At 66.2% G+C, this 15,778-nt stretch carries 13 protein-coding genes; 4 read left to right on the forward strand and 9 right to left on the reverse strand.

Annotated elements, in window-relative coordinates; all coding sequences use genetic code 11:
* Positions 1 to 44 precede the first annotated feature (44 nt).
* The 4 genes from AAG742_RS08415 (at position 45) to AAG742_RS08430 (ending at position 4,868) form a co-directional block, all read left to right on the forward strand.
* Positions 45 to 1,238: a glutamate--cysteine ligase gene (locus AAG742_RS08415; RefSeq protein WP_343282041.1), complete on the forward strand. Its 1,194-nt coding sequence runs from the start codon at positions 45 to 47 to the stop codon at positions 1,236 to 1,238.
* Between the two features lie 417 nt (positions 1,239 to 1,655).
* Entirely contained in the window at positions 1,656 to 2,990 is a 1,335-nt protein-coding gene (locus AAG742_RS08420) for a hypothetical protein (RefSeq protein WP_248115889.1), read from the forward strand.
* Between the two features lie 59 nt (positions 2,991 to 3,049).
* A complete protein-coding gene (locus tag AAG742_RS08425; protein WP_248115890.1) occupies positions 3,050 to 3,541 on the forward strand; it encodes an acyltransferase in 492 nt (163 codons plus the stop codon).
* 37 nt (positions 3,542 to 3,578) lie between these two features.
* Positions 3,579 to 4,868: an oligosaccharide flippase family protein gene (locus AAG742_RS08430; RefSeq protein WP_248115892.1), complete on the forward strand. Its 1,290-nt coding sequence runs from the start codon at positions 3,579 to 3,581 to the stop codon at positions 4,866 to 4,868.
* A gap of 57 nt (positions 4,869 to 4,925) precedes the next feature.
* Here AAG742_RS08430 and AAG742_RS08435 read toward each other — a convergent pair whose 3' ends face one another.
* From AAG742_RS08435 to AAG742_RS08475, 9 genes are all read right to left on the reverse strand, one after another.
* Positions 4,926 to 6,032 carry a glycosyltransferase gene (locus AAG742_RS08435; protein WP_343282042.1) on the reverse strand — a complete coding sequence of 369 codons (1,107 nt, stop codon included), beginning with the start codon at positions 6,030 to 6,032 and terminating at the stop codon, positions 4,926 to 4,928.
* The gene (locus tag AAG742_RS08440) at positions 6,029 to 7,108 is read right to left on the reverse strand and encodes a hypothetical protein (protein WP_343282043.1); all 1,080 of its coding nucleotides are present in this window, start codon (positions 7,106 to 7,108) and stop codon (positions 6,029 to 6,031) included. Before AAG742_RS08440 ends, AAG742_RS08435 begins: the two co-directional genes overlap by 4 nt.
* Before the next feature lie 318 nt (positions 7,109 to 7,426).
* Positions 7,427 to 8,560, reverse strand: coding sequence for an O-antigen ligase family protein (locus AAG742_RS08445; RefSeq protein WP_343282044.1), 1,134 nt, complete (start codon positions 8,558 to 8,560; stop codon positions 7,427 to 7,429).
* Between the two features lie 258 nt (positions 8,561 to 8,818).
* The gene (wecB, locus tag AAG742_RS08450) at positions 8,819 to 9,949 is read right to left on the reverse strand and encodes a UDP-N-acetylglucosamine 2-epimerase (non-hydrolyzing) (protein WP_343282045.1); all 1,131 of its coding nucleotides are present in this window, start codon (positions 9,947 to 9,949) and stop codon (positions 8,819 to 8,821) included.
* A 2-nt stretch (positions 9,950 to 9,951) separates the two neighbouring features.
* Positions 9,952 to 11,046 (reverse strand): NAD-dependent epimerase/dehydratase family protein, encoded by a 1,095-nt coding sequence (locus tag AAG742_RS08455; protein WP_343282046.1) that lies wholly within the window; start codon positions 11,044 to 11,046, stop codon positions 9,952 to 9,954.
* Positions 11,047 to 11,048: 2 nt separating this feature from the next.
* The gene (locus AAG742_RS08460; RefSeq protein WP_248115900.1) at positions 11,049 to 12,089 is read right to left on the reverse strand and encodes a polysaccharide biosynthesis protein; all 1,041 of its coding nucleotides are present in this window, start codon (positions 12,087 to 12,089) and stop codon (positions 11,049 to 11,051) included.
* Positions 12,090 to 12,137: 48 nt separating this feature from the next.
* A complete protein-coding gene (locus AAG742_RS08465; protein ID WP_248115902.1) occupies positions 12,138 to 12,728 on the reverse strand; it encodes a sugar transferase in 591 nt (196 codons plus the stop codon).
* Entirely contained in the window at positions 12,728 to 13,903 is a 1,176-nt protein-coding gene (locus tag AAG742_RS08470) for a DegT/DnrJ/EryC1/StrS family aminotransferase (RefSeq protein WP_343282047.1), read from the reverse strand. Before AAG742_RS08470 ends, AAG742_RS08465 begins: the two co-directional genes overlap by 1 nt.
* A complete protein-coding gene (locus tag AAG742_RS08475) occupies positions 13,900 to 15,777 on the reverse strand; it encodes a GNAT family N-acetyltransferase (protein WP_343282048.1) in 1,878 nt (625 codons plus the stop codon). The genes AAG742_RS08470 and AAG742_RS08475 overlap by 4 nt, the downstream gene beginning before the upstream one ends.
* Position 15,778: the final 1 nt, after the last annotated feature.

Raw genomic sequence — 15,778 nt, forward strand, 5'->3', positions numbered from 1 at the left:
CAGCGCCGCCCCGCCGGGCTCGCCCGCGCCTCTAAGATGTCTGCATGAGCCTCCCGTTCCAGCAGTCGGCGCAGTCCACCCTCGGCATCGAGTGGGAGCTCGCACTCGTGGACGCCGTCACCGGCGACCTGCGTCCCGAGGCCCCGGAGGTCATCGCGGCCGCCCGCGACGTCGCCGGCCTCGGCCCGGAGGACGAACACCCGCACGTCACGGCGGAGATGCTGCAGAACACGGTGGAGCTGGTCACGGGCGTGCACCGGACCGCCGGTGCCGCGGCCGAGGAGCTGCGCGGGATCGCCGCCGGCATCCTCACGGCCGCCGAGGCGCGCGGCCTGCAGCTCTACTGCCAGGGCTCGCACCCCTTCGCGGAGCCCTGGCTGCAGCCGGTCACGGACAAGGACCGGTACAACCGCGTCGTGGAGATCGCCCAGTACTGGGGGCGGCAGATGCTGATCTTCGGCGTTCACGTGCACGTGGGCCTCGACGACGTCTCGAAGGCGATGCCCGTGGTCAACGGCCTCGTCAACCGCTTCCCCCACCTCCTCGCCCTCTCCACCTCCTCCCCCTTCTGGGCCGGCCACGACACGGGCTACCAGTCGCAGCGCACCCAGGTTTTCCAGCAGCTGCCGACGGCGGGCCTGCCCCACCAGTTCGAGGACTACGCGGATTTCGAGCGCTGCGTGGAGCAGATGGTCCAGGCAGGCATGGTGGCCGACGCCACGGAGTGCCGCTGGGACGTGCGCGCCGTCCCGCGTCTCGGCACGGTCGAGATGCGGGTGTGCGACGGCATGGCCACCATCGAGGAGATCGCCGCCGTCACGGCCCTGACGCAGTGCCTCGTGCACGATCTCTCGTCCCGGCTCGAGTGCGGCGCGGACGCTCCCGCGATCCTGCCGCCGTGGTATGCGGCCGAGAACAAGTGGCGGGCCGCCCGCTACGGCCTCGAGGCGCGCGTGATCCTCGACGCCGAGGGCAACGACGCTCCCGTGGCCGAGCACCTCGGCGAGGAGCTGGAGCGTCTCGCCCCCGTGGCCCGCGAGCTCGGCTGCGAAGCGGAGCTGGACCACGTGCACGCCATGATGGCCGAGAGCGGCGCGGCGCGGCAGCGGCGGATCGAGCGGGAGGCCGCGAGCGTGCCCCCGGCAGAGGGGCAGGCGCCGGACGACGCCGTGGCCCCGCTGCGGGCCGTCGTGCTGGACGCGGCTGCGAGGACGAGGGAGTCGTTGCGGGGCGTCTGACTTCGGAAACAGGTTCCTGATCTCTCGGCAGGTCAGGCGCGCCTCGCGGCTGACAACGAGAGGGCGAACATCTACGGAAGCCGGCATGGGAGTCTTCATCCGTCTGGGGCATCGTCACGTCTCTTGGGTGCTCGACCTCACCACCCACAAGGCCTCCTTGGAGGCGGCCCCGGATATGTACGAGAAGTCCGAAAAGAAGCAGGCCGGCTGCATCGAGGTGGGGCTGAGCCTTTGCGGGCGGCGGCGCCAGTCCCCTCAGCAGGCGGGCGGCCAGACCCACGCCGGATTGCCGCTGCGGCCAGGCGGTAGCATGACGGGGAACTCAGTTCCTGCGGGCGCCGATTGGTCACAGGTCTTCGCGCCTCCCTCAGCTCTGCACCGCCTGCCTCCGCCCCCCACCTCTTGGAGAGACCCCACATGAACCCGCGGAAGTTCGTGATCCGTGCGTCGAAGCGTCGCCAGCTATCCGCACTTGACAACCGAAAGCGTCTGTACGCTGAGACCGAGACGGGCGAGCAGCAGCGGATCCGGCTCGAGAAGCTGAACCAGACTTGGGGGCGGGCACGGGAGGCTTCCCCCTTCTACCGACACTGGGCGAAGAAGTACGGCCTACCCGCCCGACTGGAGGCCCTGGAACAGATGCAGGACTTCCCGCTGCTGACGAAGGAGGTGCTGCGAGAGCACCAAGACCTTGTCTTCGGTGACGGCGGCGGCGAGGCCGCCTACGTCACGGGAGGCAGCACGGGCTCACCGATGCGGTACCCCAAGAGCGACGACGAGGTCCCGGACCGCTGGGTTAACGGCTTCCTCGGACGGTCCTGGATCGGTATCGAGCCGGGGGACCCTTACCTCCATCCTTGGGGCCACAGCCATCTCTTCGGCGGGGGCCCACAGGCAGGCGTCCGCAAGGTGGTGCGCGCCGCCAAAGATCTGGCGAGCGGAGGGCATCGAGTCAATGGTTATGACCGCTCACCCGAAGCCCTCGCCTCCGTCGCGGACGAGTTGGTCCGCCTCAAGCCCAAATACATCATCGGGTACGCCTCCTACATCACCCAGCTGGCCCATCACCTGATCTCTCACGGCCTCCCCGCCCCCAGCTCACTCGAATGGGTCATCCCGACGTCGGACACCTCCACCGCAGAGGACCTTGAGGTGATGGCGCGGGCCTTCGGGGCCAGAGTCGCCGGCGAGTACGGATCCGTCGAGACCGGGCTGCTGGCCCACTACGATGCGACCGCCGGCGCCCTGCGCGTCCCCTGGGCGAGCATCTACGGCGCCCTGCCCGACCCCGAGACAGGCATCCAGGTGACGACGCTCGACCCACGCCGCTTCCCGTTATTCAACTACGCCATCGGCGACGCCGTTGAGGGAGTTGACGGAGTGGATGACATCCGGTTCCTGTCGACGGTTCGGGGTCGGGTGAACCAGCAGGTGGCGGTGCGTCGTCTGGATGGCACGTTCGCGAACGTCCTCCCCAATCAGTACGAACACATGCTGCGAGCCTTCCCCACCATCACCCAGGTTCAGTTCGCCCCGACGTCGGCCGGGGAGCTCACGATCTTGGCGACCGCCCCCGCGCCCACGTGGACGGACGCGGAGATCACCGCGCGAGTACACGAGGATGTCCGGAAGACGGATCAGGGGATCGACCTCACCGCGATCACGGTGAAAATGGTGCGCGAGCCCACCCTCAGTGTCGCGGGCAAGGTCCCCAAAACCCTGCCGGTGGACGCCTGGGACGGCGACCGCTGACGCGCGTCCCCATTCGGTCGCGACTTCGCAGACACCTCCAAGCGGATACCATCGATCCCATGTCCATGTGGCTCCCCAACCTCCTCTCTGCCATCACGCCCCACACCCGGGGATTCGCTTTGCGTCAGCGCGTGTACTCGGTCGCCGGGGCCCGCGTGGACCGCACCGCGAAGATCAACGGGACGGCGGTGCTGTCGAACAAGTGGGTCGAGGTCGGGTCCCAGGCCTGGATCGGCGCGGGATGTCAGCTCATCGGTGGCCCCGGTGCCATGGTGCGGATCGAGGACCGCTGCGACCTCGGCCCCGGTGTCATGTTGGTCGTCGGCAGTCACCACCTCGGCGACACCACGCGGCGCGCGGGCCAGGGCTACAGCGCCGGCATCACGGTGGGCGCCGGGACCTGGGTGGGGGCTCGGGCCACGTTCCTCGCGGGCTCGTCCGTGGGCCGCGGGTGCATGGTAGCGGCCGGTGCCGTCGTGCGCGGCGAGTTCCCAGACAACGTGATGATCGGCGGGGTCCCGGCGCGCGTTCTTAAACACTTCGACGCGTGATCCACCGGCAGAGGCTCGCTCAGGATCAGCCAGCGGCATGAACCGCGTAAATCTCTTATCCATCGCCATCCGCATCGGCGGATTCCTCTGCTCCGCGGGCCAGACCGTCCTGCTCGCCCGCATGCTCGGCGCGCACGACCTCGGTGTCTACTCCGCCATCCTGGCCTTCGCCACCGTCGTCTACCTCGCGGCCCCGACCGGCATGGGAGTCTTCCTCTTCCGCGAGTCCTCACGCGCCATTGCCCGCGGAAACATGGACAGGGTGAGGGGCCTCCGCTCCGCCACGTTCCGTCTCGGCCTGGCGGCGTCCTCGCTGGCCTCTCTTCTCTTGGGGGTCTTGATGCTCACGGGGGTGACGCCGAGCATTGACGGCTGGACCATCGTCCTCGTGATGCTCCTCGCCTTCACCCTCGGGCTTGACCCGCTGCGGTCGGGAATCATGCGTGGAATGGGATCCGCTCTGCAGGCCCAGCTCCCCGAGATTCTGATCCGGCCGGGTATCTTTACCGTGGTCTTGCTGGGGGTGTATCTCCTAACGCCGGGGTCCCTGGATGTGAATGTTGCGCTTCTTGCGTACAACGTGGCCGGGCTGATCGCCCTCGCCTACGGCAACCTCGTCATCAACCGCTGGGTCCCCCGGGGCATGAGAGAGCGCATCACCCCGCGGGAGGTCATCGGCGCCTCAGTGGATCAGACGATCTTCAGCAGCTCACAGACCCTGATGACGAACCTCGAGGTTCTCGTCCTCTCCGCCCTCAGCCTGACCGTCGCGGCCGGACAGCTGAGGGTTGCGCTGCTGGGCGTCGTGGCGCTGCTGTTCATCTACAACGCCATCGCCTTCGTCTCGGTCCGCGACATCGGCGTCAGCCTCGCCAAGAATGACGATCTCCCAGGGGTGCTCCGCGCCTCGGATCGGCTTGTCGGACTGGGCCTCGTCTCCACGGCGGCCATCACCGCCACCATCCTCCTCATCGGTGAACCGGTGATCGCGGTGATCTTCGGCGAGGAGTACCGCCCCGCGTCGGGCGCCCTCAGCATTCTGGCCATCGGGCATGTGCTGGCCATCGCCTGCGGTCCCTCCTTCGAGATCGTCCGGCTGCTCGACAGCAGATGGTTCTCCATCGGCGTGAACCTCGCCACCTGCGTGGTCCTCCCCGTACTCACCGTCGCGTTGCTGCCCGTAATGGACCCGCTCTTCGCGGTGGCGATCGCCTCCGCCATGGCCAACGTCTTACGCAGGCTGACGATCGCCTGGCACGTCGGACGCCAGCTAGGCGCGGATACCACCGCGCTGGGCGCCGTCCGGCGGCGTCTTCGCGCGGTGTGAGACGGGGCGTCCGTCCCTGGCCACTGGGCACACCCGGGGCGTCCCCCTCGGCTCACCTCACCACCATGGCAGGGGCGGCGGCTCCACTCCAGGCAGCCCCTCACGCCAGTGCTCGATGACGCGCTCGAGGTACGCGGCGCCCGCATCAGCGGAGATCGAGGACTCCGCCCAACCCCGCAGCCGATCCCGACCGTCGGCGCTGGGACACTCCTGCGCCCCCGCCCACGCGACCGCCGCCCGTATGCCATTCTCGGTCGGTTCAAACCGGTATCCCTGCAGGTCTGACCGAACTACCTGGGCCGCGCCGGCAGCGCTGGAGACCAACACCCTCGTCCCGGACAAGAGGGCCTCGGAGACGACCGCTCCCCATCCGTCATACCGCGAAGGCAGGACCAGGAAGTCCGCGGTCGCCATGAGCTGACGCACCACGGGATTCGGCAGCGCTCCGCTGACGGTGAGGTGCTGCGGGTGTTGCGCCGCGAGCTCGTGTATCTCCTCCCCGGCCGGCCCCGAGCCGACGATCCGCATCCGCAGGCCGGCACGGACGGCGGCCCGCGCGAACGGGACGATGTTCTTGTTGCCGTCGAGGCGGCCCACGTAGAGGATCTGCCCTGCGGCTGTCTCCTCGGATGTCCCCCCGGAAGCCTCTGCGTGGGGCGAGAGCCAGTACGCGAAGGGGGCGACCTTCGCGGCAGGCACCCCCGCTCGCCGGAGCTGGCCCACGCCGCCCTGGCCCGTCGTCAGGAAGTGCCCCCCTCCCCGGGAGAACCGGCGAACCCACCGGCGGGTCCGCATCCACCAGTTCGCTCGGCGGGGCAGGGTGTTCAACTGCCACGGCTCCACGTATCCAATGTGGAATGCGCCCGATTGGACCGCTGTCTCACGGGCCCGCACCTCGAATGGTGTGCGGCCGATCCCGGAGATCACGTGGATGGTCTCCTGCGTCCAGGACTCGGCGACTTTTGGAGGCACCGGGACGTCTTCCGGCGCGATGACGACACGGGCGTCGCCGTGATCCAGGGCCTGGTCCCAGCCCTGCGCGAGCCGGCGTGTCGCCACTGGCTTTCGCGCGACCACATCGACAGTGTGGCCCCGCCCGGCCAGAGCCGAGAGGAACGCCGCCTGATGGAGTGAGGGGACGGGTTGCCAGAAGACGAACTTCATGAGCTCCTCGCTTCGATTCTCAATCCCCAGGCGATGTCCTGCTCCGACCAGGCCCTGGAGTTTCTTCCTGCACGCCGCATGTGCGGCGCCGGGGGTTTCTCCGTCAACAGAGCGGAGAACACGAGGAATGTCATCACGGTGAACGAGTTGCCGAAGGTGAAGAGCCAGCCCTCGAATTGCACGTTCGCCAGGATCGCCACGAACGCCGCCGCTCCGAAGCGGGTCCCCCGCGTTCTGGCGAGGATCGCCAGCAGGATCCCCGCCATGAGCGCGAGCCCCCACCAGCCGAATTCGTACGCGGCCTTGAGGAAGACGTTGACTCCTGCCTCACTCTGGACCGAGGCGGATCCGCCGCCGAACCCGGACGGCATGCCGCGGCGGATGTCCGCCAGCGCCAGCGTCCAGTAGTGGGTCCGGGAGTCGTTGGTCCTGGTCAGGCCGGTGTCGCCGTCCGAGGTCGTGAACTCCTCGGGCGAGGTCACCAACTGCACGACACTGAACACCAGCACACCGAGCATGAGGGCGCGGATCCGCCAGTCGGAGAAGATCCTCCAGGCCGCGAGCACAAGGAACAGCGCCGTCGCGAGGGCGCCGGCCTGGGACGCTGGCCACACGATGGTGAGCATGACCAGCACCCAGTAGCCGACCATGACCCAGCGCCGACGGATCACCACGCTCGCGAGCGCCGTCACGAGGGCCATGATCGCGAGGGCGTTGGCGTTCAGGAACAGCCCGCGCAACCGGCCGGCCTCGATCGGGCTGCCGATCCCCGCGATCCCCATCAGCAATGAGGAGATGACGAGCAGACCGGAGGCGACGAACACGCACCAGAGCAGATCGCGTGGGGTGAAGATCGTCCTGGCCGCCCACAGGAGGGCGAAGACGATCGCGGTGCTACTGGGAACGACCGACGTTAACCCTTGCACCCTTTGGCATTTCCGCAGACGCCCGTTAATTTTCCTCGACCAAAGATTTGATTGCCAGAACTCGAAGTCGGCACAGTGAATCGCTCTGTGTTTTTGCGCGCTCGATAGGACTTTGTGTTGCAATGGAGTTTGCCCAATCCCTGAACTCACGTGGCCGAATCCATGCTCACTTAGAATTTGCCGAGCCAGGCTAGGTAGCTCCTTCGGACTTTTTACCTGAGACAGGCAGACGGCCCCGTAGTGAACGCCAGCCATACGTCCCTCTTCACGCCGCTGATCACAAATGCCCGCCTCAACTATGAAGTCGACTTCAAGGCCTTGACGCGCAGTATCATACCCTGAAGAGTACCGATGCGCACAGGCGGGAGGCTGCCAAAGTGTGTCATGCATCTGAAGTCACCCTTCTAAATAACCCTGCCCAAATGACGCGCCGGTCAAAAACTCACTTCTCGACAGGTACGCGGCTCTCTACCTACGGATCTTATGCGCAACTGTCATGGGGGGGCTTGACTTGGCTTGGGGGAGCGTTGAAGCGCGCTGATGCAACCCCAAATTGCCACTTAAGACAATCATAAGTATCACAGTTTTCCCGATGCCAACGAAAAATCCATTTGGCTCCAGTGCGCTGACAATAAGAATGACGACAGCGTAGGATCTTATCAAAGTCTTATCGCCCACCCTTCTCGATGGACAAAACAGGCGGTAGATGACCAGGGTCAAAACAAGAAGAGCGGCCGCCAAGCCAATAATACCAGCCTGAACCGCAAGGAGTAGCACCGGTGTATGAGGCTGCAGTAGATCGAGTTCACTAATGGGGGGGCCAAAAAAGGGATTATCTGCAAACGCATTCCAGGTTACTGCGTTGAATTCGACGCGGCCGGAGGTAATGTCAGGCGTTCCGCCGCCCGCGTTTGCTCGCTCCTCGACCCGCAGGAGGGCATCAAGCGCCGAGGAGAAGGATATGGCGGTCAATGCATATATACCGGCCATAGCCAGCATAACCACGGTCGCGATAGGTGGCATTCGCGTAATCGCCATCAAGATAAGAGCGGCAGAAAATGCTATAAATCCCCCTCGGCCCCCAGAGATCCACATACCGGAAACCAATATGCAGACGAGTACAGATCTTAGTAACCAGTTTTTGCATGCACCTTTCAAAGGTGCACCCTGGATAACCGCCAGACTAGCGAGGCCGAGCAAAGGTGCAGTGTTGGTGGAACTGAAAGACAGTCCAGAATATCGGAGGCCAAATGTGTTCTCCATGCCGATGTAGGGCATTCCAAAATATTGCAGAAGAATATCGACGGCGCTAGCCAAGCCGCCAACAGTGAGGCCCGCTAGCATCGGTTGAAATGTCCATGGGCGAAAGCTAATTAGGAAAGCGAGAAGAATTGAAACAAGACCAACGATCGGCTTGAATAGATCAAGCTGAAGTCCATAGGTTCCTTTCACTAGAAAGATTGCGTTTACGGTAAGGAGGCTGAAAGTTGCCAACGCAGGAAGGGGGGATATGCGACGATGGCCTCCATGACTCAAAATAACAATAAGAATAGCAAAAACGTAACGAAAAGCATCGAGTGCGACCGAGTTTACGCCCTGCACGAAGTCAATTGGTATTAGAGCCCCGAACAAGAACGCTGCAGACCTGACTCCGGCTCGCTTTGATTTTACAAGAATCCCGAAAGGCAGGATTGCGACACCCAATAAAATTAGTTCAATCACCGAGCACCTTACGCTGGCACCAGGTGAAAAGCGCCTGATGCATGACCTCGCATGTCGAGTAATCCATCATCTAAAGCCTTCCGTCATCTCGAAGCTGCCCCGATGTCATGGCCATTGCGCTTCCGGAGGTCCACAAAGTCACCGGCGGATCCCCCGCCGCTCGTGATGAGTCCCTGCCATCGTGCGGATAAAGTTGACCACGCGGCGAGAGGAGTCCGGGATGGCGTAGTCCGCCGGCAGTGCGGCCGGGCCGTCCGCGGCGAAGTCCACGATTACCGTGCGCACCGCGTCCACCACGTCCGCCGGGTCCAGGCCGGTGGCAATGATGGCTCCGGTGTCAATCGCCTCCGGGCGCTCGATTGCGTCGCGCAGGGTGACCGCCGGGAACCCCAGCATGGAGGACTCCTCGGAGATGGTGCCCGAGTCGGAGATCACGCAGCGGGCGTTGAGCTGCAGCTTGTTGTAGTCGTGGAAGCCCAGCGGCTCGTGAAGGCGGATCGCGCTGGACGCGGTGAGGTCGAACTGCTCCAGACGACGGCGGGTGCGCGGGTGAGTGGAGACGAGGAACGGCACCCCCTGGTCCTCCGCCACCGCCTGCAGGGATGCCAGCACCTGCTCCAGGCGGTCCTGCCGGTCGACGTTCTCCTCGCGGTGGACCGACGTTAGGAGGTACTCCCCCGCCGTCAGTCCCAGGCGCTCCAGCACGTCCGAGGCCTCGATCTGCTCCCGGTAGGCGGCGAGCACCTCGTTCATGGGGGAACCCATCACCATGACGTCCCGCGGGTGCAGGCCCTCGGCCAAGAGGTTCCGGCGGGAGTGCTCGGTGTACACGAGGTTGTAGTCGCTCACATGGTCTACGAGGTGACGGTTGATCTCCTCGGGGACGTTCGGATCGAAGGAGCGGTTGCCCGCCTCCAGATGGAACACGGGCACCTTCATCCGCCTGCCCATGAGGGCGGACACGCAGCTGTTGGTGTCACCGAGCACGACCATGGCATCCGGCTTCTCCTCCAGCAGCACCCGCTCGGTGCCCTTGAGCACGTCGCCGAGGACGGCTCCCAGGGAGCTGGTGTCCGCTTCGAGGAAGTGGTCCGGCCGGCGGAGGCCGAGGTCTTCGAAGAACACCTCATTGAGGTTGTAGTCGTAGTTCTGCCCGGTGTGGACCAGCACATGGTCCACATGCTTCTCCAACCGGCGGATCACGCACGCCAGGCGGATGATCTCGGGGCGGGTGCCCACGACGGTCATGACTTTCAGGCGACCGCTCATGGTCACACCACCTCAGGGATCGTGTCGGGGTTCGTGGGATCGAAGATGTCGTCGGTCCAGAACGCGGTGTACAGAGTGGACGCACCCACGTTGGTGATCTTGTGTGACACGAGCGTGGGCATGTCCACCGAGACAGGCTGCTCCCCGTTCACCCGGAACACATACACCTCGTCGGTGCCCATCTTCCGCAGAGAGATCTCCGCCTCCCCCGCCAGCACCGTGAACCGCTCCACCTTGCGGCGGTGGTAGTGGTCGCCTCGAGTGACGCCCGGAGCGGTCGTGGAGAACGACGTCTGCCCGGTGCCGCCCCGGGAGCGCACGATCTCGAAGAAGGAACCTCGTGCATCCGCATGACGCGTGATGGGCAGCGGCAGCCCATGGGGATAGAGGTAGGAGCGGTACGTGTTGAACAGGTCCCGGTCGAAGTCAGTGGCCAGATCCGGGAACTCGGTGCGCTCATACGTGCGGGCCATGTCTCCCAGGCGGGCGGCGAGCCCACTCACCGTCTCGTGGACCGCAAGGGTGTCCATGGCTGCGACGGGCACAGCGCCGACGAGCACGTCCGCCGCGTGCTGGGCGTGCAGCAGGGTCAGCTCCTTGTCCTGTTGCACCTCCGGTGTCTCCCCGGCGGCGATCAGGTGGCAGAACGTGGCTGTCACCGCGTTGTAGAACGGACGCCCGAACTCCCCGAACAGATTCGGCAGGCGGATGTCCTCGTACTCAGCGCCCCGGTTCCGCGCCTGAGTGCCCAGCACGTCCGCTGCGCCCGTCTTCGCCTCGCCATAGACCGATCCGTTGGTGGCCTGGGTGCTGTTGGCGAAGACCACGCGAGAGGGAGCGGAGTCGACCTGCCCGAGAACCTCGGCCACCTGCCGCGCGAACCGGTTGTTGCCCTCGGCGACCTCCTGGTCCGTACCCCGGTTCACGCCGGCCAGGTGCAGCAGCTGGTCCGCGCCGTCCAGGGCCGCACGTGCCGCCTCCGGGTCGAAGGAGTCCCCCACGGGCAGGAGGGCGACCTCGTGGCCGTGCTCCTGGAGCGCGGCCCGCGTGTGGAGCCCGAGGAAACCACGACCTCCCGTCAACACATAGCGCGCCATGGTCAGCCTTCCTTGGTCGGAATGCCCGCGAGTGCCAGCTCGCGGCGGACGTCCGGAAGAGTCAGCAGCAGTCGCTCGACGTCCTCCACGGACATGAGCGGAACGGTGTGGGAGTCGTAGTCATCGTACTGCGTGTGTGCCTTGTCTCCTTCTTCCACATAGACCTTGTAGTTGAGGTCGCGGGCGTCGGCCTGGATGCGGAAGTAGTCCCCCATGTCCTCAGCGCGGGAGAGCTCCTCGCGGCTGGCCAGCGCCTCGGAGACCTTCTCCGCATGGCGGGTGCCGATGATGTCCACGCGGGCATCGGAGTGGAAGAGGTTGATCACTGCCTGTGCCAGGGCGCCGATCGTGCAGGAAGGAGCCTTGCGGATGAACAGGTCACCCTGCTCGGCGTGCTCCCAGGCGAACTCCACGAGGGACACGGACTCGGAGAGGGACATCATGAAGCGGGTCATCTCCGGGTTGGTCACCGTGAGGTTCTTCCCAGCCTTGAGCTGGCGGATGAAGAGGGGGATCACGGAGCCCCGGGAATACATGACGTTGCCGTAGCGCACGCAGGAGACGGTGGTGGCGGCCGTGGGGTTGTTCAGGCCGTGGGACAGAGCCACCTTCTCCATGAGCGCCTTGGACATGCCCATCGCGTTGACGGGGTACACCGCTTTGTCCGTGGAGAGGCACACGAGCGACCGCACCCCGGCCTCATCCGAGGCGCGCACCACGTTGGCGGAGCCGTTCACATTGGTGCGCACCGCCTCCATGGGGAAGAACTCACACGAGGGGACCTGCTTGAGGGCAGCCGCGTGGAACACGTAGTCCACGTCGCGGACCGCCCGCTCCATGCTCGTGTAGTCGCGGATGTCGCCCAGGTAGAACCGCAGGCGCTCGTCGCCGATGTCGTGGCGCATCTGGTCCTGCTTCGCCTCGTCCCGGCTGAGGACGCGGATCTCCGCGATGTCGCCCCTGTCGAGGAGCTTCTTGGTGACGGTGTGGCCGAAGGAACCGGTGCCACCGGTGATCAGGATCTTGAGGTCGGTCTCAGTCATCGAGGACTCCCGGGTTGGTGAGGACGTCATGAAAGGAAGCTGGGCGGGTCAGTCGCGGACCACAGTGCGCAGAGTGTCGGCGAGGATGCGCAGGTCGCCCGTGAAGGAACGCGTCCGGACGTAGCCGACATACGCGGCTGCCTTCCGAGGCAGAATGCTGCTGACGTAGTGGGCCTCCGGGTCCTCCACCGCAGCCAACTCGTCGGCCTCGTTGCGGAACTCGATGGAGGCGGGGTCCGTGATCCCCGGGCGGACTGAGAGGATGGTGGGCCGCAGGTCCGCCGGCCACTGTGCCACGTACTGGGGAACCTCCGGCCTCGGCCCCACGCAGGACATCGCCCCGCGCAGCACGTCGTAGAGCTGGGGCAGCTCGTCGAGCTTGGTCCGGCGCAGCACGCGTCCCACCGGGGTGACCCGCGGGTCGCCAGCGTGGGACACGGCGGTGCCGTCGTGGTCCACCCGCATCGTGCGGAACTTGTGGATGGTGAACGGGCGTCCGCCCAGGCCGACTCGCTCCTGACGGAACAACGCCGGCCCGGGCGAGGTGGTCTTCACGGCCACCGCGACACCGGCGAGCACTGGGGCGCTCAGCGCCAGGGCCGCGCCGCTGGCGACGATGTCGAAGGCACGCTTCAGCATCAGCCGACCACGCGCCGCACGGCATCGATCACGGTGTCCACCTGGTCCTGGGTCATCGACGAGAAGATGGGCAGGCTCACCGTGCGCTCGAACTCTGCACTGGCCACCGGGAGGTCGGCCTCGGTGACTGCACAGTGATCGCGCCAGTACGGGTGCAGGTGGAGCGGGATGAAGTGGACGGAGGTGCCCACCCCTTCCTCGCTCATACGCTCGATGAAGCGATTGCGGTGGAGCCCCGCACGGTCCTCGTCCACGCGGACGATGTACAGATGCCACGCATGCGCATCAGGGTCGGTCTCGACCACCGGGCAGGTGATGGGCAAGTCCGCGAAGGCCTTCGTGTACTGCTCCGCAATGGCTCGGCGGGCATCGCGCATCTGGTGGGCTCGCCGCAGCTGGACCCGGCCCATCGCGGCAGCGGTGTCCGGCAGGTTGTACTTGTACCCCGGTGCCACCACCTCGTACTGCCACGACGGCGTGGTGGACTGGTAGCGGTTGAAGACGTCACGGCTGATTCCGTGCAGCCGCATCGTGCGCATGCGGGTGGCCAGCTCGGGGTCTTTGACCACCACCATGCCGCCCTCGCCGGTGGTCATGGTCTTCGTGGCATAGAAGCTGTAGACCACGGCGTCGGAGTCGGAATCGCCCACCCATCGGCCCGCGGACCGCACCGGAAAGGCATGCGCCGCATCCTCGATGACCTTGAGGCCGAACTCGTCGGCGAGGGCCCGCAGGGGGCCGGCCTCCACCGGCATGCCCGCCATGTGCACGGGCATGATCGCCACCGTCTGTGCGGTGATCTTCCGACGGGCGTCGGCGAGGTCGATGTTCAGTGTCACCGGATCGGCATCCACCAGGACGGGGTTAGCCCCCATGTAGCGGACCACCTCCGCGGTCGACGTGAAGGTCCAGGTGGGCACGAGGACGTCATCGCCGGGACCCACTCCGAGGGCCTCCACCGCGAGGTGAAGACCGGCAGTCGCGGAGTTCACCGCGATGCATTGGGCGTCCTCTGCGCCCAGGAACTGGCCCATCTCCTTCTCGAAGGCGGCCGCGTTGGGCCCGGTGGTCAGCCAGCCGGAACGGACGGTGTCCGCCACGGCCTGCACTTCCTCCTCCGTGATGTCCGGAAGGGCGAAGGGAAGGAACGATCGCGTCGTGGGGGTGTGCGTCACGATGTGACTCCTGCCTCGGTCGGGCGGGAGACCGCCAGATCTGTGATGTAGCGGTTCATGGGGCGCCCCTCGGGCGTGGTGTAGGTGGTGTCGAGGCTCCAGCCGGCGCGTTGGTAGAACGCGTTCACGGCGTCGTTGCCCGAGGCGTCAGTCGTCAGGAAGGCACGATCGGCGCCGAGCCCACTCGCTCGGCGAGTCCAGCCCTCCAGAACCAGACGTCCTACTCCGGCGCCTTGACGGCCCGGTGCGACGAAGACAGAACTGAGCAGCGCACCATCCGGGTCATCGACCCCCGGCGCCCCGCCACGGTAGCCGACGGCGCGGAGAAGCCGCGGCGCGCGGCGCGGAGCCCGTAGCGCCGCCTTCGCGCTCTGGTAGGCGAACCCCGCCCAACGGCGCCGCAGAAGTCGCCGGAAGAATCCCGCCGGAGACGTGCTCCCCACGGCCGCTGCGACCACATGACCTGCGCCATCCTCGACGACGGCTGTGACGGCATCGGGGTCCTCGAGGAATCCGGCGTAGAACTCCCTCAAGAACCCCTCTCCCAGTTGGGAGAGGAAGAAGTCAGGGAATGCGGCCCGATGGAGGGCCGCGACCTGGGGGATATGGCGCCGGCGCAACCGGTGCGCCGTGAATTCCTCATTCTCACCGCGACGGGCTGGGCGGCCCGCGACCTCCTCAAGCAGCTGCTCCACGGCATCCGTGGTGGTGCGCACGCTGAACTGGTCCTCGTACGCCCGCCCGGCGTTGGTTCCCCACTGCGCCAGGCTGACCCGCCCCATTGCGGCCAGACGATCGATGGCCTCGCGGATTGCGCGAGGGCTCGATTGGTCTACCCCGAGCCCCGCCTCGGACCCCTCCACGACCGCAACGACATCACCCGTGGCCGCGACGAGGGCGGGAAGTCCGCTGGCCATGGTTGCCTGTGTCTTGCTTGGCAGCGTGAGTGGTGTCAGGGGGTCCGCGACCAGGCTGATGTACGCCACATCCGCCGTCGCCATGAGATCCGGCATCCGCTCAGGAGCCACGCGCCCGATGAACCGGGCAGCCGGCACCTGACGGGCACGCCGCCGCAGGTCCGCCTCCATGGTCCCACCACCAGCGAGCAGGCAGACCAGCTGCGAGGGGTCCACCCCTTCCAGTGCCTCGATGAGCGTCTCCAGGCCTTGGGCTGCACCCATGGACCCTGCGTACAGCAGGACGACGGTGTCCGCGCTGATCTCGAGGCCGGCCCGCAGATCGGAACCGGGTTGCAGGAAGACCTGTTCGTTGCCGGGCTTGGGAATGTAGACGAGCTTGTCCGCAGCCACACCCCGGCTGCGGAGGACGTCTGCCACGGACGGCGCGATGTGCACCACCGCGTCGGATGCGCGGTACATGGCATCAACCCAGCGGTGCAGGAGGGCGCTCGCCAGCTGACTCCGCATGCCCGCGGCACCGAATCCGGAGACGAGAAGAGTGTCCGGCCACAGGTCCGCGACCTCCGTGACGAGCGGGACGCGGTGCAGGAGGCGACTGGCCAGCATGGGCAGGGCTACGGTGATGGGCGAGTAGTTCACCCAGACGACATCCGAGCCACGGAGGTGCCGCACCCCCCAGAGTGTGGAGGAGACCGCGAAGGAGCCGTAGTTCAGGATGCGTCCGACGAGGCCGGTTCCATGGTTGGGATACAACGGCGTTCTCACCACGCGGACGCCGTCCCGATGCTCCACTGCACACCTCTGCTGGTGGTAGCCGGGGGCGATCGTACCCGTCGGGTAGTTGGGGAAGCCCGTCACCACCGTGACGTCATGCCCTCGACGTGCCAGCTCGCGTGCCAGCACACCGGGAAGGGCGGCGGGGCCCGGCTCGGGGTCATACCACTGGGTGATCATG

Source organism: Micrococcus sp. 2A (assembly GCF_039519235.1).
Taxonomy (GTDB): domain Bacteria; phylum Actinomycetota; class Actinomycetes; order Actinomycetales; family Micrococcaceae; genus Micrococcus.